24 protein-coding genes and 4 tRNA genes are annotated in these 26476 nt (G+C 60.0%); 13 read left to right on the forward strand and 15 right to left on the reverse strand.

Translation table 11 applies throughout. From position 1 onward, the window contains the following. Positions 1–81: 81 nt before the first annotated feature. From clpB to F8N96_RS07240, 5 genes are all read left to right on the forward strand, one after another. Positions 82–2646, forward strand: a complete 2565-nt coding sequence (gene clpB / locus F8N96_RS07220) for an ATP-dependent chaperone ClpB (RefSeq protein ID WP_150797224.1) — start codon at positions 82–84, stop codon at positions 2644–2646. 300 nt (positions 2647–2946) lie between these two features. After that, positions 2947–3022 (forward strand) — tRNA-Asn (locus F8N96_RS07225). Positions 3023–3031: 9 nt separating this feature from the next. Beyond that, a tRNA-Pro gene (locus F8N96_RS07230) sits at positions 3032–3108 on the forward strand. Between the two features lie 5 nt (positions 3109–3113). Then, positions 3114–3189, forward strand: a tRNA-Lys gene (locus F8N96_RS07235). A gap of 96 nt (positions 3190–3285) precedes the next feature. Beyond that, positions 3286–3362: transfer RNA gene (locus tag F8N96_RS07240), tRNA-Pro, on the forward strand. A gap of 119 nt (positions 3363–3481) precedes the next feature. Here F8N96_RS07240 and F8N96_RS07245 read toward each other — a convergent pair. The 4 genes from F8N96_RS07245 to F8N96_RS07260 are packed head-to-tail and all read right to left on the reverse strand — an operon-like array spanning position 3482 to position 6219. Then, on the reverse strand, positions 3482–4780 hold the full coding sequence (locus tag F8N96_RS07245; RefSeq protein WP_150797225.1) for an NAD(P)/FAD-dependent oxidoreductase: 1299 nt from the start codon (positions 4778–4780) through the stop codon (positions 3482–3484). Positions 4781–4840: 60 nt separating this feature from the next. After that, the gene (locus F8N96_RS07250) at positions 4841–5014 is read right to left on the reverse strand and encodes a DUF3094 domain-containing protein (RefSeq protein ID WP_064675841.1); all 174 of its coding nucleotides are present in this window, start codon (positions 5012–5014) and stop codon (positions 4841–4843) included. 54 nt (positions 5015–5068) lie between these two features. Beyond that, on the reverse strand, positions 5069–5596 hold the full coding sequence (locus F8N96_RS07255; RefSeq protein ID WP_150797226.1) for an MOSC domain-containing protein: 528 nt from the start codon (positions 5594–5596) through the stop codon (positions 5069–5071). Continuing rightward, on the reverse strand, positions 5593–6219 hold the full coding sequence (locus F8N96_RS07260) for a DUF1780 domain-containing protein (RefSeq protein WP_007970534.1): 627 nt from the start codon (positions 6217–6219) through the stop codon (positions 5593–5595). Before F8N96_RS07260 ends, F8N96_RS07255 begins: the two co-directional genes overlap by 4 nt. A 250-nt stretch (positions 6220–6469) precedes the next feature. On the opposite strand from F8N96_RS07260, the gene F8N96_RS07265 reads away from it, so the two are divergent. The 3 genes from F8N96_RS07265 to F8N96_RS07275 are packed head-to-tail and all read left to right on the forward strand — an operon-like array spanning position 6470 to position 10340. After that, positions 6470–7837, forward strand: coding sequence for an aromatic acid/H+ symport family MFS transporter (locus F8N96_RS07265; protein WP_150797227.1), 1368 nt, complete (start codon positions 6470–6472; stop codon positions 7835–7837). Next, positions 7834–9054, forward strand: a complete 1221-nt coding sequence (locus F8N96_RS07270; RefSeq protein ID WP_150797228.1) for a benzoate/H(+) symporter BenE family transporter — start codon at positions 7834–7836, stop codon at positions 9052–9054. Before F8N96_RS07265 ends, F8N96_RS07270 begins: the two co-directional genes overlap by 4 nt. A 17-nt stretch (positions 9055–9071) precedes the next feature. Then, the gene (locus tag F8N96_RS07275) at positions 9072–10340 is read left to right on the forward strand and encodes an OprD family porin (RefSeq protein WP_150797229.1); all 1269 of its coding nucleotides are present in this window, start codon (positions 9072–9074) and stop codon (positions 10338–10340) included. Between the two features lie 8 nt (positions 10341–10348). On the opposite strand, the gene F8N96_RS07280 is transcribed toward F8N96_RS07275, so the two are convergent. Then, positions 10349–10591, reverse strand: coding sequence for a DUF2790 domain-containing protein (locus F8N96_RS07280; protein WP_150797230.1), 243 nt, complete (start codon positions 10589–10591; stop codon positions 10349–10351). A gap of 121 nt (positions 10592–10712) precedes the next feature. Here F8N96_RS07280 and F8N96_RS07285 point away from each other — a divergent pair, with 121 nt between their 5' ends. The 3 genes from F8N96_RS07285 (at position 10713) to F8N96_RS07295 (ending at position 12690) form a co-directional block, all read left to right on the forward strand. After that, entirely contained in the window at positions 10713–11645 is a 933-nt protein-coding gene (locus tag F8N96_RS07285) for a LysR family transcriptional regulator (RefSeq protein WP_150797231.1), read from the forward strand. A 76-nt stretch (positions 11646–11721) separates the two neighbouring features. After that, entirely contained in the window at positions 11722–12411 is a 690-nt protein-coding gene (locus tag F8N96_RS07290) for an energy-coupling factor ABC transporter permease (RefSeq protein ID WP_150797232.1), read from the forward strand. 63 nt (positions 12412–12474) lie between these two features. Beyond that, complete coding sequence (locus tag F8N96_RS07295) at positions 12475–12690, forward strand: hypothetical protein (protein ID WP_150797233.1); 216 nt, start codon at positions 12475–12477, stop codon at positions 12688–12690. 9 nt (positions 12691–12699) lie between these two features. Here F8N96_RS07295 and yacG read toward each other — a convergent pair whose 3' ends face one another. Genes yacG through pilB form a run of 5 tightly spaced genes read right to left on the reverse strand, consistent with a single transcriptional unit; the run spans position 12700 to position 17311 of the window. Further along, the gene (gene yacG / locus F8N96_RS07300; protein ID WP_150797234.1) at positions 12700–12900 is read right to left on the reverse strand and encodes a DNA gyrase inhibitor YacG; all 201 of its coding nucleotides are present in this window, start codon (positions 12898–12900) and stop codon (positions 12700–12702) included. After that, a complete protein-coding gene (coaE, locus tag F8N96_RS07305; RefSeq protein ID WP_150797235.1) occupies positions 12897–13520 on the reverse strand; it encodes a dephospho-CoA kinase in 624 nt (207 codons plus the stop codon). Before coaE ends, yacG begins: the two co-directional genes overlap by 4 nt. Then, entirely contained in the window at positions 13517–14389 is an 873-nt protein-coding gene (locus F8N96_RS07310) for a prepilin peptidase (protein ID WP_150797236.1), read from the reverse strand. The genes coaE and F8N96_RS07310 overlap by 4 nt, the downstream gene beginning before the upstream one ends. A 1-nt stretch (position 14390) precedes the next feature. Continuing rightward, on the reverse strand, positions 14391–15608 hold the full coding sequence (locus tag F8N96_RS07315) for a type II secretion system F family protein (RefSeq protein WP_150797237.1): 1218 nt from the start codon (positions 15606–15608) through the stop codon (positions 14391–14393). Between the two features lie 2 nt (positions 15609–15610). Further along, entirely contained in the window at positions 15611–17311 is a 1701-nt protein-coding gene (gene pilB, locus F8N96_RS07320; protein ID WP_150797238.1) for a type IV-A pilus assembly ATPase PilB, read from the reverse strand. A 225-nt stretch (positions 17312–17536) separates the two neighbouring features. Here pilB and F8N96_RS07325 point away from each other — a divergent pair, with 225 nt between their 5' ends. Together F8N96_RS07325 and F8N96_RS07330 are read left to right on the forward strand one after the other, a co-directional pair. Beyond that, positions 17537–17950 (forward strand): pilin, encoded by a 414-nt coding sequence (locus tag F8N96_RS07325; RefSeq protein WP_150797239.1) that lies wholly within the window; start codon positions 17537–17539, stop codon positions 17948–17950. 318 nt (positions 17951–18268) lie between these two features. Further along, positions 18269–18622 carry a BON domain-containing protein gene (locus F8N96_RS07330; RefSeq protein WP_150797240.1) on the forward strand — a complete coding sequence of 118 codons (354 nt, stop codon included), beginning with the start codon at positions 18269–18271 and terminating at the stop codon, positions 18620–18622. Positions 18623–18932: 310 nt separating this feature from the next. On the opposite strand, the gene F8N96_RS07335 is transcribed toward F8N96_RS07330, so the two are convergent. The 5 genes from F8N96_RS07335 to acs all read right to left on the reverse strand — a co-directional run bounded on the left by F8N96_RS07335 (position 18933) and on the right by acs (position 26397). Beyond that, positions 18933–19229 carry a DUF2845 domain-containing protein gene (locus tag F8N96_RS07335; protein WP_150797282.1) on the reverse strand — a complete coding sequence of 99 codons (297 nt, stop codon included), beginning with the start codon at positions 19227–19229 and terminating at the stop codon, positions 18933–18935. Then, positions 19229–22168 carry a DUF748 domain-containing protein gene (locus F8N96_RS07340; protein WP_150797241.1) on the reverse strand — a complete coding sequence of 980 codons (2940 nt, stop codon included), beginning with the start codon at positions 22166–22168 and terminating at the stop codon, positions 19229–19231. Before F8N96_RS07340 ends, F8N96_RS07335 begins: the two co-directional genes overlap by 1 nt. 104 nt (positions 22169–22272) lie before the next feature. Then, entirely contained in the window at positions 22273–23289 is a 1017-nt protein-coding gene (locus F8N96_RS07345; RefSeq protein WP_150797242.1) for a class I SAM-dependent rRNA methyltransferase, read from the reverse strand. 151 nt (positions 23290–23440) lie between these two features. Then, entirely contained in the window at positions 23441–24307 is an 867-nt protein-coding gene (locus F8N96_RS07350; protein ID WP_150797243.1) for an oxygenase MpaB family protein, read from the reverse strand. A gap of 152 nt (positions 24308–24459) precedes the next feature. Next, positions 24460–26397, reverse strand: a complete 1938-nt coding sequence (gene acs / locus F8N96_RS07355; protein ID WP_150797244.1) for an acetate--CoA ligase — start codon at positions 26395–26397, stop codon at positions 24460–24462. Positions 26398–26476 lie beyond the last annotated feature (79 nt).

The following is a 26476-nucleotide window of genomic DNA, read 5'->3' on the forward strand; positions in this document are numbered from 1 at the left end:
ACCACATCTAATGAGGTATCTGGCAGGTTTCTTCATTCAGGATGTTTTATCGGTCCGGCCTGCTCAAAAGGAAGGTGACCCATGCGTATAGACCGTTTAACCAGCAAGTTGCAGTTAGCCTTGTCCGATGCCCAATCCCTGGCCGTCGGTCTCGATCATCCGGCCATTGAACCGGCGCACTTGATGCAAGCCATGCTTGAACAGCAGGGTGGCTCGATCAAGCCGCTGCTGATGCAGGTGGGCTTCGACATCAACAGCCTGCGTAAAGAGCTGACCAAAGAGCTCGACCAACTACCGAAAATCCAGAACCCCACCGGCGACGTCAATATGTCGCAGGATCTGGCGCGCCTGCTCAACCAGGCCGATCGCCTGGCCCAACAGAAAGGCGACCAGTTCATTTCCAGCGAACTGGTGCTGCTCGCCGCCATGGACGAGAACAGCAAGCTTGGCAAGTTGTTGCTCGGCCAGGGTGTGAGCAAAAAAGCCCTGGAAAACGCGATTACCAACCTGCGTGGCGGTGAGGCCGTCAATGACGCCAACCACGAAGAGTCGCGCCAGGCCCTGGACAAGTACACCGTCGACCTGACCAAGCGCGCCGAAGAAGGCAAGCTCGATCCGGTGATCGGCCGTGACGACGAAATTCGCCGGACCATCCAGGTGCTGCAACGTCGCACCAAGAACAACCCGGTGCTGATCGGTGAGCCTGGCGTCGGTAAAACGGCGATCGCAGAAGGCCTGGCCCAGCGCATCATCAACGGTGAAGTGCCCGATGGCCTGAAAGGCAAGCGCCTGCTGTCCCTGGACATGGGGTCGCTGATTGCCGGCGCCAAATATCGCGGCGAGTTCGAAGAGCGCCTCAAATCCCTGCTCAACGAGCTGTCGAAGCAGGAAGGGCAGATCATCCTGTTCATCGACGAACTGCATACCATGGTCGGCGCCGGCAAAGGCGAAGGCTCGATGGATGCCGGCAACATGCTCAAGCCGGCATTGGCTCGCGGCGAGTTGCACTGCGTGGGTGCCACCACGCTCAACGAGTATCGCCAATATATAGAGAAGGATGCCGCCCTCGAACGGCGCTTCCAGAAAGTCCTGGTGGATGAGCCGAGCGAAGAAGACACCATCGCTATCCTGCGTGGCCTGAAAGAGCGTTACGAGGTTCACCACAAGGTGGCGATCACCGACGGCGCGATCATTGCCGCCGCCAAGCTCAGCCATCGCTACATCACCGATCGTCAATTGCCGGACAAGGCCATCGACCTGATCGACGAAGCCGCCAGCCGCATCCGCATGGAAATCGACTCCAAGCCGGAAGTGCTGGACCGTCTGGAGCGGCGCCTGATTCAGCTGAAAGTCGAATCCCAGGCGCTGAAGAAAGAAAGCGACGACGCGGCGAAGAAACGCCTGGAAAAACTCCAGGAAGAGATCGCCCGCCTCGAGCGCGAGTACTCGGACCTGGAAGAAATCTGGAATTCGGAAAAAGCCGAAGTCCAGGGTTCGGCGCAGATCCAGCAGAAAATCGAACAGTCCCGTCAGGAACTGGAAGCCGCGCGCCGTAAAGGCGACCTGAACCGCATGGCCGAGCTGCAATACGGGATCATCCCGGACCTGGAGCGCAGCCTGCAGATGGTCGACCAGCACGGCAAAAGCGAAAACCAGTTGCTGCGCAGCAAGGTGACTGAAGAAGAGATCGCCGAAGTCGTGTCGAAGTGGACCGGCATTCCGGTGTCGAAGATGCTCGAAGGCGAGCGCGACAAGCTGATGAAGATGGAAAGCCTGTTGCACCAGCGTGTGATCGGCCAGGACGAAGCGGTGATTGCCGTTTCCAACGCGGTACGGCGTTCGCGGGCCGGGTTGTCCGACCCGAATCGCCCGAGCGGCTCGTTCATGTTCCTCGGCCCGACCGGGGTCGGTAAAACCGAGCTGTGCAAGGCGCTGGCCGAGTTCCTCTTTGATACGGAAGAGGCGATGGTGCGGATCGACATGTCCGAATTCATGGAGAAACATTCCGTGGCTCGGCTGATCGGTGCGCCACCAGGCTATGTAGGCTATGAAGAAGGCGGTTACCTGACCGAGGCGGTGCGTCGCAAGCCTTACTCGGTGATCCTCCTGGACGAGGTCGAGAAGGCCCACCCGGACGTCTTCAACATCTTGCTGCAAGTACTGGAAGATGGCCGCCTGACCGACAGCCATGGCCGTACGGTGGATTTCAAGAATACCGTGATTGTCATGACGTCCAACCTGGGGTCGGTGCAGATCCAGGAACTGGTCGGAGACCGTGAGGCGCAACGTGCGGCGGTGATGGATGCGATTTCCACACACTTCCGGCCGGAGTTCATCAACCGGGTCGATGAAGTGGTGATCTTCGAGCCGCTGGCGCGGGATCAGATCGCGGGCATCACCGAGATCCAGTTGGGGCGTCTGCGCGCACGTCTGACCGAACGGGACCTGAAGCTGGAACTCAGCCCAGAGGCGATGGACAAGCTGATCGCGGTCGGTTACGACCCGGTATACGGTGCACGACCGCTCAAGCGAGCGATCCAGCGCTGGATCGAGAACCCGTTGGCGCAGCTGATTCTGTCGGGTCGGTTCATGCCCGGCGATACCGCCAAAGGGACCGTGGAGAACGACGAAATCGTCTTCGTTTGATCCACGGCGGCACTAAAAGAGCAGAGGCCTCGCATTGCGAGGCCTTTTTTTCATTAGGTTGTTGAACTCAAAGGAAAAGGCTTGTAAAGTGCGCCCCGCAGTAAGTCGCTCCGAAGGGTTTCCGCTCCCCAAGCAGGAATCCAAAATAAGTTGCAAATCATTAACTTGAAAGCAATTTAGGGGGTTGACAGAGGTGCTGAAGATTGTAGAATAGCGCGCCTCAGACACACGAACGCAGCGATGCGAACGGGTCGAAGAGAACGCAGTAAAGCTTCAAAGTTGTAAATTGAAATGTGTAGTTCCGTGATAGCTCAGTCGGTAGAGCAAATGACTGTTAATCATTGGGTCCCAGGTTCGAGTCCTGGTCACGGAGCCAATTTCAAACCGGGGTATAGCGCAGTCCGGTAGCGCGCCTGCTTTGGGAGCAGGATGTCAGGAGTTCGAATCCCCTTACCCCGACCATTTTTGGGTCGTTAGCTCAGTTGGTAGAGCAGTTGGCTTTTAACCAATTGGTCGTAGGTTCGAATCCCACACGACCCACCATTTTTGAAACCAGTTAACGCTGGAATCGAATCTTAAGATCAGAGGCCAAAAGCGCTGATCGAAGAAGGCGACTTGGAAAGGTCGCCTTTTTTTTACCGGGGTATAGCGCAGTCCGGTAGCGCGCCTGCTTTGGGAGCAGGATGTCAGGAGTTCGAATCCCCTTACCCCGACCATATTAAAAATCCTCGTATCGAAAGATACGGGGATTTTTTTTGTCTGCGAAAAAAGCTCAGGCGTGCTGCAAATCATTGTGGGAGCGAGCCGCCCGGAGCAGGCTCGCCCCCACAGGTTTTTAGTGAAGCTTCAGGCGAGGCTCGGTCCCGCGTCCGATCTTGCTGCCCAGCATCAGCATCGCCGTGCGGAAAGCGCCATACAGTGCCATCTGGTGCATGCGGTACAGCGATACATAAAACATCCGTGCCAGCCAACCTTCGAGCATTACGCTGCCGGTCAGGTTGCCCATCAAGTTACCCACAGCCGAAAAACGCGACAGCGAGATCAACGACCCATAGTCGGTGTATTTGTACGCCGGCAGGGCCTTGCCTTCGATCCGCAATTTTAGCGATTTGGCCAGCAACGACGCCTGCTGATGCGCAGCCTGGGCCCGTGGCGGCACATTGCGATCAGTGCCCGGCTGCGGGCAGGCCGCGCAGTCACCAAAGGCGAAGATGTTTTCGTCGCGGGTGGTTTGCAGGGTTGGCAGCACTTGCAGCTGATTGATGCGGTTGGTTTCCAGGCCATCGATGTCCTTGAGAAAGCCCGGTGCGCGAATCCCGGCGGCCCAGACTTTGAGGCTGGCGTTGATCACTTTGCCATCGACGGTGATCAGGCTGTCGGCCGTCACTTCGCTGACGGCGGCATTGGTCATGACATTGACCCCGAGTTTCTCCAGGGTTTTATGCACAGGCCCGCCAATCCGTTCCGGCAGGGCAGGCAGCACCCGTGGCCCGGCTTCGATCAGGGTGATGTGCATGTTTTCCGGCTTGATCCGGTCCAGGCCATAGGCCGCCAGTTCATGGGCGGCGTTGTGCAGTTCGGCGGCCAGTTCGACCCCGGTGGCACCGGCACCGACAATGGCGACGCTGATCTGCTCGATCGTGTCGGTTTGCCCGGCGTGGGCGCGCAGGTAGTGGTTGAGCAATTGCTGGTGGAAGCGCTCGGCCTGCTTGCGGGTGTCGAGGAACAGGCAATGCTGCGCCGCGCCCTGGGTGCCGAAATCATTGGTGGTGCTGCCAACGGCAATGACCAGCGAGTCGTAGCCCAGTTCACGGGCTGGCACCAATTCCACGCCGGCTTCGTCATAGGTCGCGGCCAGCTGGATTTTCTTCTGTGCGCGATCAAGCCCGCTCATGCGCCCCAGCTGGAACTCGAAGTGGTTCCATTTGGCCTGGGCAACATAGTTGAGTTCATCTTCGGAAGAGTTCAGGGAACCGGCCGCCACTTCGTGCAACAGCGGTTTCCAGATGTGGGTCAGGTTCGCGTCGACCAGCATCACGCTGGCCGTGCCGCGCTTGCCCAGAGTCTTACCCAGACGGGTAGCCAACTCCAGACCGCCGGCGCCGCCGCCAACGATGACAATACGATGAGTCATGGGGATATCTCGCAAGGCTAAAAGAAATCGGTGCAATTACCCGAGCGAGCGCAAGGCAGCTCATAGCGTCAGGTAACTGATAAATCGGCTCAACAGGCCCAGGCCAATGGTCACTGCCAACACCACCACCAGGAGCATCCACGGCCGAAAAGGCCGGCGCTCGACACGGTGCTGGGACAGTCGCAGGTACTCTTCGACATGCTTCTGGTCTTCGGGTTTCAGGCGGCTGGTCATTTTCGGGCCTCGTCAGGTAGACGTTGCTGAATGTCTGGAAGCTACAAGCGGGTTTTACCCCGCGTTGAACGGAGCATAGCCGCTGTCTGGTATGGGCTCGACGTGCACCCTGTCGTCCAGGCGAATGATTCCACTTTGTAACACCCGGGCGGTGATTCCGCCATGTCCCCGCACGGCCTGAAAGGTCCCGGGGCCGAGGTTGTCCTGCAGACGGGCACAGGGCTGGCACCAGCCGGTGGTTTCGAAAATCGCCTGGCCGATCCTGAAGCGTCGGCCTTTGAGGCTGAACAGATTGATGCCGCTGACGACGATATTGCGCCGCAGGTCCTGAGGTAGCACCGGGTGGTCATCCGCGCGGCCCATCAGCGCACTGATCACCGCCAGATGTTCCCACTGAATCAGCGTTACCTGGCGCGCATTGCGTATGCCGGGACGAGCGCGGTCACCTGTCAAGCCTGCTTCGAGCCGTGCTTGCACAGCCTCGAGCTCGATCATTGGCGCATGACGCTCCGGCCGCACGCCGATCCAGCGAACGCGACCTTGTTGCGGCACTTCGGCAATCAATGCCTGCAATGGAGTCACAGGCTGATCCCGACGTCGAACACAATACTGCGACCCAGGTTGCTGCGCAGGAAGTCCGGTGCGTCCGGGTGCGCGAACAGCACCCGTGCGAACGTCGGGCCGACCAGCGACAACGAACGCCAGCCCTGGCGCAGGTATTCGGTAGGTGGCGGGAAATGACTGTTGAGGTCGAGCACTTCGCGCTTGAGGCTGGCGAAGGCAATGATGTCCAGCTCCCCCAGGTCCATGCCGCGTTCCTTGTAGTTATGCGCTTTTTTGCGCAAGGTCGGTGCCAGTCTCAACAAGAACTCATTGGCCGGGATGCGCCTGGGCTTGGCCTCGCGACGCACCAGCTGGCTCAGGGAAAACGCGCTGCGCCGTCGTTGCAGTTCATCGCGCCACTCGTCATTGAGGCGCCGGCCTTCGTCAAGGACGAAGAACACCTCGAAACTGGCGTCACGGAACAGCACATCCGGCGGCTCCCCGGCCGGTGCGAACTCGTCGGCGCGGTAGGGAATGTTCAGGCCCTGCAACAGGCGCTGGCACACCCAACGCTCACGCTCCCATTTGCGGGCATTGGAGAGAAACGCGTTGGCTTGCTCGGCCGCAATGGTCAGCAGGCGTAAGTAATCTGAATCATCCATAGGCCCAAGCTTAGCGTTCAAATGCGATCGCAAAGAAGACAGTTTATCAAAGAAGCCCGGAAATCTGGCCGATCTGCAGTGCGTCGTCCTCGCAACACAGGCATCCCGCGCCCGGTCAGGGCATTGCACAAAACGGATAGCGATCTGCGCAAAGCGGATATTGCCGCGTGCCTGGCAGCTTTACCCTCGGCTTTACGGGACGTTAGCCGCGTTAACGACGCTCTTAAAACAACAACAAGAGATAGATGCCATGCGCAAGATCGACGTACATGAGGTTATCGACAACGCACGATTCAACCGTTTTCACTGGATGGTGCTGTTCTGGTGTGCCCTGATCATCATCTTCGATGGTTACGATCTGGTGATCTACGGCGTAGTGCTGCCGATGCTGATGAAAGAGTGGGGGCTCAGTCCCTTGCAAGCGGGCGCGCTGGGCAGTTATGCGCTGTTCGGCATGATGTTCGGCGCGCTGTTCTTCGGGCCGCTGTCGGACAGGATTGGTCGCAAGAAAGCCATCACGATCTGCGTGATGCTGTTCAGCGGTTTTACCGTGCTCAATGGATTTGCCCGCAACCCCACCGAGTTCGGTATTTGCCGATTCATTGCCGGCCTGGGCATTGGCGGGGTGATGCCCAACGTCGTGGCGTTGATGAACGAGTACGCGCCAAAGAAAATCCGCAGCACGCTGGTGGCGATCATGTTCAGTGGCTACTCGGTGGGCGGCATGCTTTCGGCAGGGCTCGGTATTGTGCTGATCCCGAGTTTTGGCTGGCAATCGGTGTTCTACGTGGCGGTGCTGCCATTGCTGTTGTTGCCGCTGATCATGTACTTCCTGCCCGAGTCGGTGGGTTTCATGCTGCGCCAGGGGCGCAATGAAGAGGCGCGCACCATCCTGCAGCGGATCGATCCGGCTTACGTCGCGCAAACCGGCGATCAACTGCACATGAGTGATGCGAAGGGTACTGGCACTCCGGTGCTGCAACTGTTCCGCGAAGGCCGAGCGCTGCGTACGCTGATGCTGTGGCTGGCGTTTTTCTGCTGCCTGCTGATGGTCTACGCCTTGAGTTCCTGGCTGCCGAAACTGATGGCCAACGCCGGCTACAGCCTGGGCTCGAGTCTGTCGTTCCTGCTGGTACTCAACTTCGGTGCCATATTCGGCGCGGTGGGTGGGGGTGTACTGGGTGACAAACTCAACTTGCCGCGGGTGCTCGCGGTGTTTTTCGCCGGTGCCGCCGTATCGATCACCCTGCTGGGATTCAACAGCCCGATGCCGGTGCTGTACCTGCTGATCGCGATTGCCGGTGCTACCACTATCGGCTCGCAGATCCTGTTGTACGCCTGCGCTGCGCAGTTCTACTCCATGACCATTCGCTCCACCGGCCTGGGCTGGGCGTCGGGCATCGGGCGCAACGGCGCCATCGTCGGACCGCTGCTGGGCGGTGCCTTGCTCGGGATCAACCTGCCGCTGCAGCTGAACTTCATGGCCTTTGCCTTGCCCGGTGCCGTTGCCGCGATAGCCATGACCGTGTTCGCCATCAGCAGCCGGCGCAGTGCCCGGCAAAAGTTACCTGTCTCCCAGCAAAAATCGTCTGACGGGGCTGTTGGCGAGGTTTCATGAAAACGTTATTCCAGGACTTTTCCCTGTCGGCGGCAGTCGCCGGATTTATCGCGACGGTGATTTCATACGCCGGCCCGTTGGTGATCATCTTCCAGGCGGCCGAGACCGCGCACCTCTCGCGAGAAGTGTTGTCGTCCTGGGTCTGGGCGATCTCCATCGGCAGCGCCGTGCTCGGCATCGGCCTGAGCCTGCGTTATCGCGTACCGGTGATCATCGCGTGGTCGGCGCCGGGTTCGGCGTTGCTGGTGGCGCTGTTGCCCGGGATCTCCATGCCGGAGGCGGTGGGGGCTTACCTGGTCAGCAGCCTGATTATCTTTCTGGTCGGGGTGTCCGGGGCATTTGACCGGATCATTGGCAAACTGCCCGCGGCCATTGCGGCAGCGATGCTGGCGGGGATTCTGTTCAGCTTCGGCACCGGGTTGTTCGTCTCTTTGCAGGGCAAGCCGTTGCTGGTGCTGGCGATGTTTGCCACCTACCTGGTCTGCAAGCGGGTGATGCCGCGCTATGCGGTGCTGATGGTGCTGCTGGTGGGGTGTTCGCTCGCCTTTGTCGGCGGTGATCTGCGCCCTGACGCGCTGTTGATCGGTTTTGCCACGCCGGTGTGGATCACCCCGACGTTCAGCCTGAGCGCGACCCTGAACATTGCCTTGCCGTTGGTGATGGTGGCGCTGACCGGCCAGTTTGTTCCCGGCATGGCAGTGCTGCGAGCCAGCGGCTACTCGACGCCGGCCGGCCCGATCATCGCCAGCAGTGCGTTGGGCACGGCGCTTTTGGCACCGTTCGGTTGTCACGGGCTGAATCTGGCGGCGATCACCGCGGCCATATGCACCGGCCGCGAGGCCCATGAAAACCCCGGCAAGCGCTATGTGGCCGGGGTCGTGGGTGGCCTGTGTTACCTGGTGTTGGGGATCTTCGGTGCCACCCTGGTTTCACTGTTTTCGGCATTCCCCAGGGAACTGATCGCGGCCCTGGCCGGGCTGGCGCTGTTCGCCGCCATTGCCGGAGCGTTGGCCGGCGCCATGGCCGTGCCCAAGGATCGCGAAGCGGCGCTGGTGACCTTTCTCACCACCGCGTCGGGTATGTCGTTGTTGGGGTTATCCGCTGCATTTTGGGGGCTGATTTTCGGCATGGTCACCCACCTGCTGTTAAACGCCCGTCGTCCTGTTCCTCGCAGCGAAACCGCTGCAGCTGAAGCACTTCAACCTGCCGATCAATAAAAACAAGAGAAAAAACGATGAAACAGATTCTCCCAACAACCGGTTCCGTGTTGTCCATGGCTGTTGTCTCGAGTTTGTCCGCCGGTGCAATGGCCGCCGAAGGCGGCTTCATCGAAGACACCACGGCGACCTTGCAAGCGCGCAATTACTATTTCAGCCGGGACTTTTCCGACATCGTCGGCGCCAACCGGCAATCGAAGGCCGAAGAGTGGGCGCAGGGCTTCATCCTCAACGTCAAGTCCGGTTACACCCAGGGCCCGGTCGGTTTTGGTGTGGATGTCATCGGCTTGCTCGGTCTCAAACTCGACAGCAGCCCGGACCGGGTCAATACCGGTTTGCTGCCGGTGCAGGATGACGGACGTGCGGCGAATGATTACAGCCGTCTGGAAGGGGCACTGAAGGTGCGCTATTCCAAAACCGAGTTGAAGGTGGGAGAACTGCAACCGAACGTGCCGGTGCTGGCCTTCAGTGATATCCGGTTGCTGCCGCCCAGCTATCAGGGCGCAAGTATCAGCTCGAACGAGATCAATGGCCTGACCTTGCAAGGTGGCCACTTGAAGTCCACCAGCCTGCGCAACGAGGCCGGCGACGAGAAGATGCAAGCCATGCTCGGTCATGTGCCGCAGCGCCAGGTCAGCAGTGATGGCTTCAACTTCGCCGGCGCCGACTACGCCTTCAACGACAAGCGCAGCTCGGTCAGCGCCTGGTTCGGCCAACTGGAAGATATCTACAACCAGCGCTTTATCGGCCTCAAGCACAGCCAGCCGCTGGGCAACTGGACCCTGGGCGCCAACCTCGGTTATTACGATTCGCGCGAAGACGGCAAAAAGCTGCTGGGCAATATCGACAACCAGGCGTTCTTCTCCCTGCTGTCGGCCAAGCGCGGCGGCCACACGTTTTATCTGGGTTACCAGGGCATGTTCGGCGACAGCGCCTTCCCGCGGGTCTTTGCCAACATCTCACCCTTGGGCAATGAAGTGCCGACCTACGAATTTGCCTACACCGATGAGCGCTCCTGGCAGGCGCGTTACGACTACGATTTCGCGGCCCTCGGCGTGCCCGGGCTGACCAGCACTGTGCGCTACATCACCGGCAACAATGTCGACACCGGCCTGGGGTTTGAAGGCAAGGATCGCGAACGTGATCTCGATCTGGGCTATGTGCTGCAGAGCGGCAGCCTCAAGGGCCTCGGTATCCGCGTGCGCAATGTGATGGCGCGATCCAACTACCGCAGTGACATCGATGAGAACCGTTTGATCCTCAGCTATACGTGGACGTTGCTATGAAGCGGCGATCACAGATTGCTCATGCAGTTGCCCATCACTTGGTATGTCACGCGATGGGTCTGGCCCTGATGATCGATGTAGACCATAGTCGCCGGCACGACATCGCAGGCGGTTGCGGTGTCGGACACTGAAATCACTTCGGCAATGTCCAGTGGCTGCGCCGGGTTATATGGGGTGGCGGCTGGCTCGTTGCCGGCGGCCATGGCCGAGGTGGCGACAAGGGTCAGAAACAGGCTGATCAGGGTTTTCATTTTTCCGTGCTCCGTGTTGAATCCGATACCTGAATTCTAGTCTTTGCCCTCGCCTGATAAAGAGGCCGGCGCTTGATGCAGCCTTACAGGAAACGTAACAATCTTCGCCCTTGGAGGGCCCATGGATCTGCTCAATAACTTGCGGGTGTTCGTCCGCGTGGTGGATTGCGCAAGTTTTACCGCTGCCGCCGATGCGCTGGACCTGTCGACCGCGCAAGTATCGCGTCTGGTGGCCGATCTGGAGCAGCACGTGCAGGCGCGCTTGCTGCAACGCACCACGCGGCGGTTGAGCCTGACCGAGGCCGGAGAACGCTTCCTGCTGCGCAGTCGGCAAATACTCGAAGAAATGGAGGAGGCTACGGCAGAGGCGCGCGGCGCTCATCTCAAACCGAGCGGACGGCTGCGGGTGCACAGCATGAATGGCCTGGGCGTGTTGATCACGCCATTGATCGCCCGTTACAGCGAGCTTTACCCCGATGTGGTGTTCGAACTGACCCTGTCGCAGCGCAATCCCGATCCGCTGGAGGAAGGGCACGATGTGGTGATTTCGATCGCCCATGAACTGGCCGATTCGCAATTGGTCGCCCAGTCCATCGGACAGATCTACAGCGTGCCATGCGCCTCCCCGGCGTACCTGCAACGGCGTGGCGTGCCCCATACTCCGCTGGCGCTGAATGAGCATCAGTGCCTGCGCATGCTCGACCCGTTGTACGGCGATGAATGGGTCTTCCAGGACGAGCATGGCGAACAGGCGGTCACTCCGGCGAAGACCTTCCAGTGCAACGTCGCCGAATCGATGGTCAAGGCATCCGAGGCCGGCATGGGGATCAGCCTGATTCCGTTCTATATCGCATCGCGCCCTTTTAGCGATGGCACCTTGTTGCGTTTGCTGCCGGCCTGGCGCCCACGTCAACGCACGGTGTATGCGCTGTACCCGTCACGGCGTTTTCTCGATGCCAAGGTCCGGACCTGGGTGGACTTTCTCAAGGCCGAATTACCCAGACTGTTTGCCGAGCACGAGGCGGTGATGGACGACCCCCGGCATTGGGCCTGAATTCGAAGGGCGCGCGAAGGGCGGTGTAGACTGAGGGCCTGTTCTCTTCCGGCAAGACAAGGGAGTGTGCCCAGCCATGATCGGCGCCGAGTTGCTGTCACCTGAATCCCTCACAGTGGGGTGGTTGATCTATGTGCCAGTGCTGATCTGGGCCGTAGCGCGAGCGCCGTGGGTCGAGCTGTTCACTGACCGCCGCCGCCAGCATCTGCTGTTCGGCACGGTGTTCGCGCTGTTCATGTTGTGGCTGGTGCGACGGGATTTCGATACCGGCGTCTCCTACCACTTCATCGGCATGACCGCCGTGACCCTGTTGCTCGACTGGCCGTTGGCGCTTGTCGGCGGGCTAGTCGCGCAAGCGGGGCTGGTGCTGCTTGGCCGCCAGGATCTGGCGGCGATGGGGGTCAATGGTGCGCTGCTGATACTGCTGCCGGTGCTGGTCACCGAGTGCTGCGCGATCCTGGTGGAGCGAGCGCAGCCGCGAAATCCCTTTGTGTATATCTTCGTTTCCGGTTTTTTTGCGGCGGCGCTCTCGGCGTTGCTGTGTTTGCTGCTGGCGCTGTGGTTGCTGTGGTTCGACGAACGTTTCGCCATGCCCTACTGGCTGGAAGACTTTGTCGGTTACCTGTGGCTGATTATTTTTCCGGAAGCCTTTATCAACGGCATGGTGGTCAGCGCGCTGGTGGTGTTCTGTCCCGAGTGGCTGGAAACGTTCAACCGCACGCGCTACCTTTCGGCGCCGTGGAAAGACGACGATCCCAAATCTTGATCCACATCAAATCCAAAAATCGTTGACGAATCCATGCTTCGGAAAACCTTCAGGAGCATCGAAATGAGTGTCTACGAATGGGCAAGGCAGGAGTTACGCCAGAGTGTGAACGCGGCGCAAGAGGTGGGGTTTGATCCGGGGCTGAGCCTGCGCGCCTTGCTCAGTGCGGTGGTGCAGCAAAGCAAGGCGGTGCGCAGTGTCGAGGATCTGGCGGATGAGCTGCAGTTTCTCGCCGAAAACCTCGATGAGGATCGCGATTACGGCTTCATGCGTCCCTGATGCCCGGGATCAGTGACGCGGTTCGAAATCTTCGCTGAACATTTCGTCTTCGGCATCCGGGCTCACCGGAATCTTGTGTTCTTCCGACGCCCAGGCGCCCAGGTCGATCAGTTTGCACCGGTCCGAGCAGAATGGCCGGAATTTGCTTTCGGGGCTCCACTCGACAGGTGCGCCGCAGGTTGGGCAATCGACGGTTGGGGTTTGGCTCATGACTGGCCTCCACGCAATGTAAGGTAAAAGTGATGCAGGCGTTCGACCTCGCTGTGCAGCCAGGCGAGGTCGCGGTCGTTGACCACCACATCGTCGGCATGGCTCAGGCGATCCTGGCGGCTGGACTGGGCCTTGAGGATTGCCTGGACCTGTTGTTCGCTGGTCTGGTCGCGCTGCAGGGTGCGTTCGATCTGTAGCTGTTCGGGCGCATCGATCACCAGCACCCGTTGGGTCATGGCGTACTGACCCGACTCGATCAGCAACGGCGAAACCAGAATCGCGTAAGGCGATTGTGCCTTGGCCAGATGATCGGCGATTTCTTCGGCGATCAGCGGATGCAGCAGTGCTTCGAGCCAGCGGCGTTCATCCGGCACTTCGAAGATCAGCTTGCGCAACGCCGCGCGATCCAGTTGCCCGTCGGCTTGCAGCACGCCGGGGCCGAAGTGTTCGGCGATCTCCGCCAGGGCCGGGCGCCCCGGTTCCACCACCCAGCGCGCCGCATGGTCGGCGTCCACCAGGTGCACGCCCAGATCGATGAAGTGTTGGGCCGCCGCGCTTTTGCCGCTGCCGATGCCGCCGGTCAGGCCGAGAATCCAGGGTTTTTCCACAAGGGTATTCATTTCAAACCGACAAACTGCCAATAGAAGTCGGTTATTTGACCACCCCAGAGCAAGGCAATCCAGCCGGCAATCGCCAGATAGGGACCGAAAGGGATCGGCGTCGAGGTTTTCGCGTTGCGCATGCGCAGCAAGATCACGCCGATAACGGCGCCCACCAGGGATGACAACAAGATAGTCAGTGGCAGGATCTGCCAGCCGCCCCAGGCGCCGAGCAGCGCCAACAACTTGAAATCACCGTGGCCGATGCCGTCCTTGCCGGTGATCAGTTTGAATATCCAGAACACCGACCACAGCGCCGTATAGCCGGCTATCGCGCCCCACAACGCCTCCTGCAACGGCACGAACAGGCCGAAACTGTTGACGATCAGTCCGAGCCACATCAGCGGTAGTACCAGCACATCCGGCAGCAGCTGGTGCTCGGCGTCGATCAGGCTCATGGCCAACAGGCCCCAGGTCAGGACGAGCACCATGCACGCAGGCCAACCGAACCCGAAGTGCCAGGCGATGAACGCCGACAGCAGGCCGCAGGCCAGTTCGGTCAACGGGTAGCGTTTGCTGATCGGCGTCTTGCAGCTTGAACATCGCCCTCGCAGCAACGCAAAACTGAGCACCGGAATGTTTTCCCAGGCCCGAATCCGGTGGCTACAGTGCGGGCACTGAGAGTGGGGCAGCAGCAGGTTATAGACCGGCTGGGGCGTTTCCTCAGGCAAACCCAGAATCTCATGGGCCTGCCCTCGCCACTCACGCTCGAGCATTTTGGGCAGGCGCCAGATCACGACATTGAGGAAGCTGCCGACCAGCAGGCCGACCACGGCTGCAATGACGACAAAGGCCAGCGGATACACAGTCAGAATGTCGTTCAGGGGCATGTCAGATCGCAGCGCCGAGTTGGAAGATGGGCAGGTACATCGCAACCACCAGGCCACCGACGACAACCCCCAGTACCACCATGATGAACGGTTCCATCAGGCTGGTGAGGTTATCGACCATGTTGTCCACTTCGTCCTCGTAGAAACTCGCGACCTTGTCGAGCATGTCGTCCAGCGCCCCGGACTCTTCGCCAATGGCCGTCATCTGGATCGCCATGTTCGGAAAGATGCCGGAGGAGCGCATGGAGAAATTCAGCTGCATGCCGGTCGCCACGTCCTGCCTGATGCGCAGTACGGCACGCTTGAACACGATGTTGCCGGTCGCACCCGCCACCGACTCCAGTGCTTCGACCAACGGCACGCCCGCGGCGAAAGTGGTCGACAGCGTACGGGCATAACGGGCCACGGCGGATTTGTACATCAGCGTGCCAATCAACGGCAGTTTCAGCAGCCAGGTGTCCGTCCGGTCCCGGAATCCCTGGGACGTCTTGAAGGCGTGTCGCAGGCCGAAGAATGCCGCGATCAGTACGCCGAGCATCACCCACCACCATTCCTGCATAAGTTCCGAGAGACCGATGACCATCACGGTGAAGGCCGGCAGTTCGGCGCCAAACCCCTCGAACACCGACTCGAACTGCGGCACCACCTTGACCAGCAGGATCCCGGTCACGATGATCGCGACGCATACCACGGCGAGCGGGTAGGTCATGGCTTTCTTGATCTTCGCCTTGAGGCTTTCGCTCTTTTCCTTGTAGGTCGCTACCCGCTCCAACAGGGTGTCCAAGGCGCCGGCCTGTTCGCCGGCATCGACCAGGTTGCAGTAGAGCTCATCGAAATATTGAGGTTTTTTGCGCAGCGCCGCGGCAAAGCTGTTGCCCGCCGCGACTTCCTGTTTCACCTCGTCCACCAGTTTGCGCATGGCCGGGTTATCGAAGCCTTCGCCGATGATATCGAACGATTGCAACAGCGGCACGCCGGCCTTCATCATGGTCGCCATCTGCCGGGTGAACAGGGCAATGTCATGGGCCTTGATGCGCTTGCCCAGGTTGAAAATCGAGGCGGATTTCTTGCGCACCTTGCCGGGATTGATCCCTTGTTTACGCAATTGCGCCTTGATCAGCGCCGGGTTCTGACCGCTGAGTTCGCCGGTCACTCTTGTGCCTTTCCTGTCCGTGCCTTCCCAGGCATACACGCTGATTTTCGCTGCCTTGACCGCCATGTTCAGTCCTTGGTGACCCGGTTGATTTCTTCAAGGCTGGTGATGCCCTGCATGGCCTTGATCAACCCGGAAGTGCGCAGGTCGTTGAACCCGTCTTTACGCATCTGAGTATCGATTTCCAGCGAGTTGCCTTCCGCCATGATCAGCCGTTGCAACGCGGATGTGTTCTTCACCACTTCATAAATCCCTACGCGCCCTTTGTAACCGCCGTTGCAGTGATCGCAACCGATCGGTTCATAGATCGTGAACGAGCCGATGCGTTCCGCGGGGAAACCCTCCTTGAGCAGTGCCTCTCGAGGAATCTCGATGGGTTTCTTGCAATGGCTACACAATTTGCGCGCCAGGCGTTGGGCAATGATCAGGCTCACCGAGGTGGCGATGTTGAAGCCCTGGATGCCCATGTTGTGCAGGCGCGTCAGGGTTTCCGCCGCGCTGTTGGTGTGCAGGGTCGACAGCACCAGGTGCCCGGTCTGGGCGGCCTTGATGGCGATTTCCGCCGTTTCCAGGTCGCGGATCTCGCCGACCATGATCACGTCCGGATCCTGACGCAGAAACGAGCGCAGCGCCTGGGCAAAGCCCAGGCCCTGCTTGGGATTGACGTTGACCTGGTTGATGCCTTCCATGTTGATCTCCACCGGGTCTTCGGCGGTGGAGATGTTGATGTCCACGGTATTGAGGATATTCAGGCCGGTGTAGAGCGACACGGTCTTGCCCGACCCGGTGGGCCCGGTCACCAGAATCATCCCCTGTGGCTGCTTGAGTGCGGCCATGAACAAGTCTTTCTGATCGGGCTCGTAGCCGAGGGCATCGATGCCCATTTGCGCGCTGGACGGATCGAGGATCCGGATCACCACTTTCTCGCCCCACAGGGTCGGCAGGGTGTTGACCCGAAAGTCGATGGACTTGCTCTTGGACAGGCGCATCTTGATCCGCCCGTCCTGGGGCCGGCGTCGTTCGGAAATGTCGAGGCTGGCCATGACTTTCAGCCGCGAAGCGATGCGGTTGGCCAGTTGAATCGGCGGTTTGGCGACTTCACGCAGCATGCCGTCGGTGCGCATCCGCACGCGGTAGGTTTTTTCGTAGGGCTCGAAATGCAGGTCGGAAGAGCCGCTCTTGATCGCGTCGAGCAACATCTTGTGAACGAAACGCACCACGGGCGCGTCATCGGTATCCTGTCCGGCGATGGCGTCCTGATTGTTGTCGTCGACCGACTCGATGTCCACGCCATCGAGGTCAACGTCGGCCATGTCTTCCAGGCCGGTACTGTGACTGTCGAAGAATTTCTCGATGGCGTCCGTGAGTTTTTCGTCTTCGACCAGAATAGCTTCGGTACTGAGCCCGGTGCTGAACTGGATGTCGTTGATGGCCTGGTGATTGGTCGGGTCGGAAACCCCCACGAACAGTTTGTTGCCGCGCCGCCACAGGGGCAGGGCGTGGTGCTGGCGGACCAGTTTCTCGCTGACCAGTCCTTTGGGTTGTGACTCTTTATCCAGGCAGTGGAGGTCCAGCAGGGCCATGCCGAAATGCTCCGAGGCAATCTCGGCGGCCTGACGACTTTTCACCAGTTTGTTTTGCACCAGGTAGCTGACCAGGGAAATCCGGTTGCGCTGGGCTTGCTGATACGCCTGTTGCGCGCTTTTGTCAGTGAGCAGCTCGGCCAGGACCAATTGCTTGGCCAGGCCGCTGAGGGCGATGTCATTCATGGGGATACCGGACGCAAACAATTGATGACTTATAGCCTAGTCAAGCCGCAGAGCCAAACCAGTGGGACCGAGGTGACAATAATTGTCAGAAAGTGCGGATCCTGGGGGTAGGAAAGGGCGCTGCATTGCTCTTGTTCCCCGACAACAAGGGATGACGTGATTGGCATGGGCTGTGCTGTGGCTAATTCAGATCATGAGATTTCGACTCATGCATGGAGCTTGTCTATGAATACTCAGAAAGGTTTTACGCTTATCGAACTGCTGATCGTGGTGGCGATCATCGGGATTCTGGCGACGTTTGCGATTCCGGCTTACTCGAAGTATCAGGCGAAGGCCAAGGTCACCGCCGGCCTCGCGGAGATTTCGGCATTGAAAGTGCCATTTGAAGAACTTATGAATAACGGGACCAGCCCGGCGAATGTGGCGGCAATTGGTGGGACTAGCCCAACTCCAAACTGCACGCTGACAGCGTCCGGTACAGCCGCAGATGGCGTTGGGACCATTGTTTGTACGATAGTCAACGCGCCTGCACCGGTTTTAGGCAAAACGATCACGCTGACGCGCTCGACGACTGGCTGGGTTTGCACCAGCACCGCGCAGCAGGACTTCTTGCCTAAAGGCTGCACCGGCGCCGCTTAACGCTTCATAAAGCTCTTGTACGCCCAAGCCCCGCCCTTAAAAGCGGGGTTTTTTGTTGGACAAACGCCCTCAAATCCCCAAAACCAAGAAAACCCCGACAATTCATGGCCTTAGGCCTGCGTCAAAACCCGCAACTTGCATGTAGAGAAATTCGAAGTCATGCATTTTGCATGATTCCGAAAATTGAGATAATTATTAAGTTATTGATTTATAAGGAGTTATTGATCGTCTCAAAGTTGGCACAGCGTTCGCAACATACCCAGTAACCCTGCTGACAAGACACGCAGCAGACTTTATGAAAAAACAGGAGTTACTCGTATGAAGAAGTTCGCTATCGCTGCCGCTACTGCTACCGCGCTGACCCTGACCCTGGGTAACGTTGCATTTGCCCAGACTCAAGCCACTCAAGCGCCAATGGTGCTGGCTGCCGGTGAAGTCACCGAAGCCAAAGAAGCTACTTCCGATACCTGGATCACCACCAAAGTCAAAGCAGACCTGGTCACCGAAAAAGGCATTCCTGGTACTGACATCAAGGTTGAAACCAACAAAGGTGTTGTTTCCCTGTCGTCTACCGTTGCCGTGACCGAGGCACAGAAAACCACCGCCGTGGCTATCGCCAAGAAAATCAAAGGCGTCCAAGCGGTCTCCGCTGACGGCCTGAAAGCCGAGTAAGGCAAGACTTCTCGCCTGGACCGGGAGAAGGCGCGGCAGACGGGCCGAGTCATACGTCTGCCGCAACTTGAGAGTTCATGCGAAAGGCCACAAGGACGTGGCCATTACAGGCCTCGGGCATTCGTGCCCGGGGCCTGTTCTATTGGAAAAAGCAAAAGATAGCTTCGACAAGTGTACGCCGATCCCCTGTAGGAGCCGGCTTGCCGGCGAAGGCGGCCTGTCAGTCAATAACAGTGTCGACTGACACACCGCCTTCGCCGGCAAGCCGGCTCCTACAGGTATTCAATCCACTTGGACGATCTTTTGATCTTCAGTTACCGCGTTTGCTGGTGATCTGCTTCAAGCGATTACCTTCAAACCGCAAATACTGATACATCCCGCCGTTTGGCCCGTAGGTCCATTCCTCGACCTGGAACTCTTCCCGTCGGTCGGGGCTACGTTTGTAGCCCAACACATCGCGGCTGACCGGTTCACCGCATTTGTGCAGCACCTCGCCGGACCTGTCCCCGACGCTGATCAGTTGACTGCCGCAGCGCAGGGTATCCGCGGCCGCCGCGTGACTCGCAGCCAACGCCAGGGTCAGGCCTGTCAGCCATGGCCTGAGCATCATTCGGCATCCAGATGCAGTGGGGTGATCACCCGACCGTCGCTTTCCGCCTGACCCAGGCTGGCGTCGACGAAGTACACGCGTTCGTCGGCCAACTGAGCCTTGTCGACCAGATAGTCCTTGATGCTGCTGGCGCGATCCTGACCCAGCTGCCGCAACAACACGTCGCTGGAACTCCAGAATTTGATCACGCCCTCACGCATTTTCGCGGTGCGTTCTTCCTTGCCCAGATCCTTCCATTCGGCGGGGGGCTGAGTCTTCAGGCGTGTGCGGTAAATGCCCTCCAGCAGCGGTCCTTTCTCGCTGTCCGGTACTTCCACCAGCGCGGCGTTGGCCGGCACCTTGTCACCACGGCGCTGCAGCATTTTGTAGTAGTTGTACTTGTATTCCCGTTCCAGACGTTGCTCGGCAATCAGCGGGCCATCACTGCTTTGCGCGGCAGTCCCCTCGATCTCGAGGCGCAGGGCCGGACGTTCCTTGAGCGCCTGGGACAGTTTGATCAACGAACCCTCGGCCTCCTTGCTCAGGTCGCTGGAACCCGGCGCAAACGAGACCGTGCCCAGATCTTGCGAACCACCGCCACTGACCAGGCCACCAATCATCTTGAATGGCGCAGCGGCGGCCTTGACGACCAGGTTGCGCAGGGTCTGCCAGATGATAGGCATGACGCTGAACTGTGGATTGTTCAGGTCACCGGTGACCGGCAGCTCGATGGAAATCTTGCCGTCCACGTCTTTCAGTAAGGCGATGGCGAGTTTCAATGGCAGGCTTACCGCATCCGGACTGTCGACTTTTTCACCCAGTTGCAGCTGTTCGACCACCACCTTGTTTTCGGCCTTGAGCTGGCCTTTGGTGATCAGGTAATGCAGGTCGAGATTGAGCCGGCCCTTGCGGATGCGGTAGCCGGCGAATTTTCCGGAGTAGGGCGTCAGGGTCGTCAGTTCCACCCGTTTGAAACTGGTGGCGATGTCGAGGCTTGCCATCGGGTCGAACGGGTTGACCGAACCCTTGATGGTCACCGGTGCATAGCGGTCGACCTTGCCTTTGATGTCGACACTGGCCGGTTTCGCCTGGCGACTGTCGATGGTGCCGATCTGTCCATTGAGCTGTTGGACGGCAGTGGCGAAGTTCGGCGTCAGGCTGAAGTCGGCGAAGTTGGCCGAGCCGTCATTGATGGCAATGCCGCCAATGTGGATGCCCAGTGGTTTGTCCTTGGCCGCGGGTTTGGCCGCGGCGGTCTTGGCACTGGCATCAGGCGGTTGCGGGATCAGCAGGTCATCGACGTTAGTGGTGCGGTCGTCGTTGATCATGAAGCGCGCATAGGGCTGGAACAGGTTGACCCTGTCGATCGACAGCCTGTCGCCATGCTGATAGTTCAGGCCTTCGAGCACCAGTTGCTGCCACTTGAGGAAGTCGCGGGTTTTCAGGGTGTCGAGGGTATGCAACTGATCGACCTGAGCGCGCCCGGTAACGCTGAACGCCAGCGGCTCGGTGCTTTTCAAGTCGACCGCCAGATCGCTGCCGAGCATGCCGCTGCGCAGTTCGAGGCGAATGAACGGGTTGATGTAGGACTGCGCGACCCGCAGGTCGATGTCCCTGGTTTGCACCTTCAGCCTGGCGCTGACCGGAGCCACGTTGACCTCGCCGTCCGCCATGAGTTTGCCTTGCTTGCCCACGCCCGTATCGAGCTTGAGGTTGAAGGGCGAACCATTGAGGCTGTCGAAATTCTGCAGGTCCAGGTTCAGCGGACCGACGTCCAGGGCCACGGGCGGTTGCGCCTTGCGGTCAGCCAGATGCACCTGGTAATCGCGCAGTTGCACGTCTTTGAGCAGCACCTGCCACGGTTTGCTCGGCGGAGCAGGTTCAGGTTTGGGCGAATCGGCGGCGGCTGGCGTACTCGCCGGTTCGGCTTTGGCTTTGACCGCCGCTTTGGACGGTTGGCTGGCGAACAGCTTCTGCCAATCGAGTTGCCCGTCCGCTTCCAGGGCCGCCCAGGTTTCCAGTTTCTGGCTGCGGATCTTGCCGACCACTACTTGCTGCCTGGCCAGGTCCACCGTGGTGTCGCTGACGTCCAGGCGCGCCAGTTTCGCCAGCGGCCGACCGTCCGGTGCCTTGATGGCAAATGGCGCGATACTGACCGCGACGTTGCTCAGCAGCAGTTCGGTTTCCTTGGACAAGTTAAGCTTATAGTCGGTGCTGAGGCTGACGACGCCGTCTTCGAGCACCAGTGGCACCGCGTCACGTACATAGGGCCAAAAGGATTTCATCTTGCCGTCGGTGATTTTCAGCTTACCTTCGGAGGCAAGCGGGATCAGGCTGAAGTTGCCGGTCCAGTCGAGCTGTCCTCCCCCCGGGCCGACGGCCATCAAGGTCATGTCGGCACTGTCTTCGGGCAGGGTGCTGAGGTTCTTCAGCTCAAAGTCGAGCTTGTCGTAGAGGAATTCGATGGGTTCGCTGGGGCGTGCATCCTGGAAGTGCACGTAGCCGCGGGCCAGTTTGATGCGCTCGACCCGCAGGGGGAAGGGTTTGGCATCCGGGTCGGCCGGCGTCGGCTCGCTGGCGGGCAGCTTGAACAATCCCAGCAGGTTGAGCTTGCCGTCCTTGCCGAAGAGGATTTCGGTCTTGGGTTTGTCCAGTTCGATATCGGACAGGTGCAGCGCCTTGGTCCAGAGGCTGTCGATCTGCAGATTGGCGTACAGGCGCTCGAAGCCGACCTGTTCCTTGCCCGGCTCACCAATGATAAGGCCCCAGAGGGTGACCTCAAGGCTGAACGGGTTGAGCTCGATCCGCGTAAGCGTGGCGGGCGTCGTGGCGTAGTTGGCCAACTGCTGGTTGGCCACTCGCAATGCGATGCCCGGTAAAATCAGAAACCCCAACAGGCTGTAGAGGGCCAGCGCGGTCAACAGAGCGCCAATGGCGCGAATCAATCCTTTGGACATGTGCGGCTTCATTTGTCTGAATCGGAGTGCCTTGGAGTATGGCACGCGATTCTGGTTCCGAAGCCACGGCGCTTTCGGGATTTGTTTTACCCTGTTGCTGAATGTCAGAGCTGCAGGATCAGCGTTTTCAGCGGTGGCTGTTGATCCATGGACGGAAAATCGCCGCCCGGTTTCATCACTGTCCACTCACGCACCGGACGCCCGGCTTTCTCGGCACACCGCAAAACCTGGTCGCGCCAGTCGTCCATGCTGACTTTCGCCAGGTTGTTGCAGCAGATCAGCACGCCATTGTCGGCGGTGGTCAAAAGCGCCGGTTTCAGCAGGCTCTGGTAGTCGCGCAGCAGGTCGACGGTGCCGAATGCACTCTTGGCCCAGGCTGGCGGATCCAGTAGCACCAGATCGTACTGGCGCGGTTCCAGGCGCGGATAGCTCGGCAGTTTCTGCCCGCGGCGCTGGCTGATAGGCAGGCCGGCAAACTGGCGGATCGCCGGGAAGTAGTCGGACTGGATGAACTGCATGCCGGGCAGCTGCGGATTGAGCAGCCCGTTCTCGCGACCGACCGCGAGGTTGCCTTCGGCGAAGTCCAGGTTGCACACCTCACGGGCGCCACCGGCTGCGGCGCTCAGACCAACGCCGCAGGTATAGGCGAACAGGTTCAGCACTGTTTTGTCCTGGCTGTGCGCCTTGACCCAGCCCCGGGTGTTGCGCAGGTCGAGGAACAGCAGTGGGTCCTGGCCTGCATGGCGACCGCGAACCCTGTAGTTCAGGCCCCATTCATGGCCGATCAGGTCTTGCAGGGCGGCTTCATCGGCGCGGTAGACGGTGTCTTCGCGGTCGATGCGCGAGTTGCCCCGGGAGCGGTCGTTGTACACCAGCAGGGTGGCGAGGCCGAGGCGCTGATCGATAGTGTCGCGCAGTTGCAGCAGGGCATCGCGCTCCAGGGACTGGTGAAAGCTTTGCACCAGCAGTTGCGGACCGTAGCGGTCGATTGTCAGGCCGCCGGCACCTTCCTGGCTGCCGTGGAACAGCCGATAGCAATCGGTGCCTTGCTGGTGCAGCTCGGCGAGCAGGTCCTGGCGATGATCGAGGGCGGCGCGCAGCGCCTGATTCAAGGAAGACATGCTGGGCGCCTTGCAGGAGGAATTCGGGCGCGGGAGTTTAACAGTTATAGGGAAGAAGAACCTGTAGGAGCGAGGCTTGCCCGCGAAGGGGCCGATACAGCCAACCCATATCCTGCGGCTGGAATAATGTCTTCGCGAGCAAGCTTCGCTCCTACAGGCCCATCCGTCGCCTGGCCTGCTGCACCGACCCATTACGCACCGCCCAGCGCAACATCGGCGCACTACGATTGACGCTGGCGCGGATCAACGTGCGTTGCAGCGGGCCCTGGTTCACGCCCAGCATGTCGCTGGCCCAGTCCGGCAGCAGGTCAATCCCGGCCTGCATCATCAAACCGCCAAAAGGCCTGGCCAGGCGGCTGGGGGCAGGAGCGTTCAACAGCAGTCGCAACACTTCCCGACTGCGCTCGTCGCACAGCAGTTGTGGGCGCATGTGCTCAAGGTAATCGGCAATGTCCTGTCGTGACCGGGGGACATCACATGCGCCCAGGCGCTCTGCGACCATGGCAATTTCGGCGTAATAGCGATCCTGATCGGCCAGGGACAGCTTCGGATTGCGGTAACGCAGGTGCGCGGCGAGGAAATTGCTGACCTCGGCCACGTGGACCCAGGTCAGCAGCCCGGGGTCGCTGGCGGCATAAGGCCGGCCGTCAGGGGCGGTGCCGGTCACTTGCAGGTGGATGGTGCGGACTTTCTCGATCAGCCAGTCGGCGTCCTTTCGCGAACCGAACGTGGTGCCGGAAATGAATTGCCCGGTACGCCGCAGGCGGCCGAGCATGTCCTGGCGAAAATTCGAATGGTCCCAGACGCCGGCCAGGGCCAGTGGGTGCAGGGCTTGCAGCATCAGGGCGCTGATGCCGCCGATCAGCATGCTGCTGAAGTCGCCATGCACTTGCCAGCTCACCGAATCGGGTCCGAACAGGCCGGGGTCGCCCTTGGGGTTTTCCAGGTCGAGCTTGCCCAGGGACAGACCGGTCAGGCTCATGATCTGGGTTTCGATGCGGGTGCGGATGAATTCCATGGCGACTCGGTGGGGGAAGATCTGGCGCGGGGCTGATGCGCCCCCCTGTAGGAGCTGGCTTGCCAGCGAAAGCGGTGTATCAGTTCATACATGTGTCGACTGACACACCGCCTTCGCTGGCAAGCCAGCTCCTACAAGGGCCCGCGCACACCTTACTGGTTCAGGCGTTGATCGACCAGCTCCTGCACCACGCCGGGATCAGCCAGGGTCGACGTGTCGCCCAACGTGTCCAGCTCATTGCAGGCGATCTTGCGCAAAATCCGCCGCATGATCTTGCCCGAGCGGGTTTTTGGTAACGCCGGGGCCCACTGGATCAAGTCCGGTTTGGCGAAGCTGCCGATTTCCTCGCTGACGTGCGCCAGCAATTCTTTCTTCAGTTCGTCGTTGGGCTCGGTGCCGTTCATGGGGGTGACGAAGGCATAGATGCCTTGGCCCTTGACGTCGTGGGGATAGCCGACCACCGCTGCTTCGGCGATGCTGTCATGCAGCACCAGGGCGCTTTCCACTTCGGCAGTGCCGATGCGGTGCCCGGAAACATTGATCACATCGTCGATGCGTCCGGTGATCCAGTAGTCGCCGTCCTCGTCGCGCCGCGCGCCGTCGCCGGTGAAGTAATAGCCGGGATAAGGCTTGAAGTAAGTGTCGATCATCCGCTGCGGGTCCCTGTAGACACTGCGAATCTGCGCCGGCCAGCTGGATTTGATCGCCAGCACGCCGCTGCCGGCGCCATTGATCTCCTTGCCCACTTCATCCAGCAGCACCGGCTGCACGCCGAACATCGGTTGCGTGGCGCAGCCGGGCTTGATTCGTTGGGCGCTGACCAGGGGGCTGAGCATGATGCCGCCGGTTTCGGTCTGCCACCAGGTGTCGACGATCGGGCAACGCTGTTCGCCGACGGCATTGAAATACCATTCCCAGGCTTCCGGGTTGATCGGCTCACCGACACTGCCGAGTAATCTGAGGCTTGCGCGGGACGTCTCCTTCAAGGGTTCGAGGCCTTCGCGCATCAGCGAGCGCAGGGCGGTCGGTGCGGTGTAGAAGATGTTCACGTGGTGCTTGTCGATGACCTGCCAGAAGCGCGAGCTGCTCGGGTAGCTGGGTACCCCTTCGAAGATCAGGGTGGTGGCGCCGTTGGCCAGCGGACCGTAGACGATGTAGCTGTGGCCGGTGACCCAGCCGACGTCGGCGGTGCACCAGAACACCTCGTCGTCGCGGTAGTCGAGCACGTACTTGAAGGTCATGGCCGCCTGCAGCAGGTAGCCGCCCGTGGTGTGCAACACGCCTTTGGGTTTACCCGTGCTGCCGGAGGTGTAGAGGATGAACAGCGGGTCTTCGGCGTCCATCGGCTCAGGCGGGCAATCGTCGCTGGCGTCGCGTAGCGCCTGGTGATACCACAGGTCGCGACCTTCGACACAGTCGACCTCGCCCTGGGTGCGCTCGACCACAATGACTGTGCTGACGTTCGGGCAACTTAGCAGCGCCTTGTCGACCTTCTGCTTGAGCGGCACGACCTTGCCGCCGCGCACGCCTTCATCGGCGGTGATCACGGTGCGGCAGTCGGCGTCGAGAATACGGTCGCGCACAGAGTCGGGGGAGAAACCCCCAAACACCACCGAATGCACCGCACCGATCCGCGTGCAGGCGAGCATGGCATAAGCCGCTTCGGGGATCATCGGCATGTAGATGCACACCCGATCGCCTTTCTTCACGCCACGGCTTTTGAGCACGTTGGCCAGGCGACAGACGTGGTGATGCAATTTTTTGTAGGTGATCTGAGTGGATTCGGCAGGGTCGTCGCCTTCCCAGATGATCGCGACCTGATCGCCGCGCTTTTCCAGGTGGCGGTCGATGCAGTTATAACTGACGTTCAACTTGCCGCCAGCGAACCAACTGGCCTCACCGGTTTTCAGGTTATAGCGCTGGACAGTGTCCCAAGGGGCACTCCAGTCGAGAAAGCGTTTGGCTTGTTCAGCCCAGAAGTCGCTCGGGTGCTCGATGGATTGACGGTACAGGCGCTGATAGTCGTCTTGACTTAACTGAGCGGCCTGGCGGACGGCATCGGCTTGGGGAAACGTGCTGATATCGAACATGACGGTTCCTTATTCTTGTTTGGCGACAAGAGGGGAGCTACACGACCCTCGTAGGAGCTGGCTTGCCAGCGAAGGCGGT

The sequence above is a fragment of the Pseudomonas fluorescens genome, assembly GCF_902497855.1.
Lineage (GTDB): Bacteria > Pseudomonadota > Gammaproteobacteria > Pseudomonadales > Pseudomonadaceae > Aquipseudomonas > Aquipseudomonas fluorescens_BI.

Coding starts and splice junctions, on each gene's coding strand:
- clpB (WP_150797224.1), top strand. CDS start 82: ATGCGTATAGACCGTTTAACCAGCAAGTTGCAGTTAGCCTTGTCCGAT.
- F8N96_RS07245 (WP_150797225.1), bottom strand. CDS start 4,780: ATGACTCATCGTATTGTCATCGTTGGCGGCGGCGCCGGCGGTCTGGAG.
- F8N96_RS07250 (WP_064675841.1), bottom strand. CDS start 5,014: ATGACCAGCCGCCTGAAACCCGAAGACCAGAAGCATGTCGAAGAGTAC.
- F8N96_RS07260 (WP_007970534.1), bottom strand. CDS start 6,219: ATGGATGATTCAGATTACTTACGCCTGCTGACCATTGCGGCCGAGCAA.
- F8N96_RS07265 (WP_150797227.1), top strand. CDS start 6,470: ATGCGCAAGATCGACGTACATGAGGTTATCGACAACGCACGATTCAAC.
- F8N96_RS07270 (WP_150797228.1), top strand. CDS start 7,834: ATGAAAACGTTATTCCAGGACTTTTCCCTGTCGGCGGCAGTCGCCGGA.
- F8N96_RS07275 (WP_150797229.1), top strand. CDS start 9,072: ATGAAACAGATTCTCCCAACAACCGGTTCCGTGTTGTCCATGGCTGTT.
- F8N96_RS07280 (WP_150797230.1), bottom strand. CDS start 10,591: ATGAAAACCCTGATCAGCCTGTTTCTGACCCTTGTCGCCACCTCGGCC.
- F8N96_RS07285 (WP_150797231.1), top strand. CDS start 10,713: ATGGATCTGCTCAATAACTTGCGGGTGTTCGTCCGCGTGGTGGATTGC.
- F8N96_RS07290 (WP_150797232.1), top strand. CDS start 11,722: ATGATCGGCGCCGAGTTGCTGTCACCTGAATCCCTCACAGTGGGGTGG.
- F8N96_RS07295 (WP_150797233.1), top strand. CDS start 12,475: ATGAGTGTCTACGAATGGGCAAGGCAGGAGTTACGCCAGAGTGTGAAC.
- yacG (WP_150797234.1), bottom strand. CDS start 12,900: ATGAGCCAAACCCCAACCGTCGATTGCCCAACCTGCGGCGCACCTGTC.
- coaE (WP_150797235.1), bottom strand. CDS start 13,520: ATGAATACCCTTGTGGAAAAACCCTGGATTCTCGGCCTGACCGGCGGC.
- F8N96_RS07310 (WP_150797236.1), bottom strand. CDS start 14,389: ATGCCCCTGAACGACATTCTGACTGTGTATCCGCTGGCCTTTGTCGTC.
- F8N96_RS07315 (WP_150797237.1), bottom strand. CDS start 15,608: ATGGCGGTCAAGGCAGCGAAAATCAGCGTGTATGCCTGGGAAGGCACG.
- pilB (WP_150797238.1), bottom strand. CDS start 17,311: ATGAATGACATCGCCCTCAGCGGCCTGGCCAAGCAATTGGTCCTGGCC.
- F8N96_RS07325 (WP_150797239.1), top strand. CDS start 17,537: ATGAATACTCAGAAAGGTTTTACGCTTATCGAACTGCTGATCGTGGTG.
- F8N96_RS07330 (WP_150797240.1), top strand. CDS start 18,269: ATGAAGAAGTTCGCTATCGCTGCCGCTACTGCTACCGCGCTGACCCTG.
- F8N96_RS07335 (WP_150797282.1), bottom strand. CDS start 19,229: ATGCTCAGGCCATGGCTGACAGGCCTGACCCTGGCGTTGGCTGCGAGT.
- F8N96_RS07340 (WP_150797241.1), bottom strand. CDS start 22,168: ATGTCCAAAGGATTGATTCGCGCCATTGGCGCTCTGTTGACCGCGCTG.
- F8N96_RS07345 (WP_150797242.1), bottom strand. CDS start 23,289: ATGTCTTCCTTGAATCAGGCGCTGCGCGCCGCCCTCGATCATCGCCAG.
- F8N96_RS07350 (WP_150797243.1), bottom strand. CDS start 24,307: ATGGAATTCATCCGCACCCGCATCGAAACCCAGATCATGAGCCTGACC.
- acs (WP_150797244.1), bottom strand. CDS start 26,397: ATGTTCGATATCAGCACGTTTCCCCAAGCCGATGCCGTCCGCCAGGCC.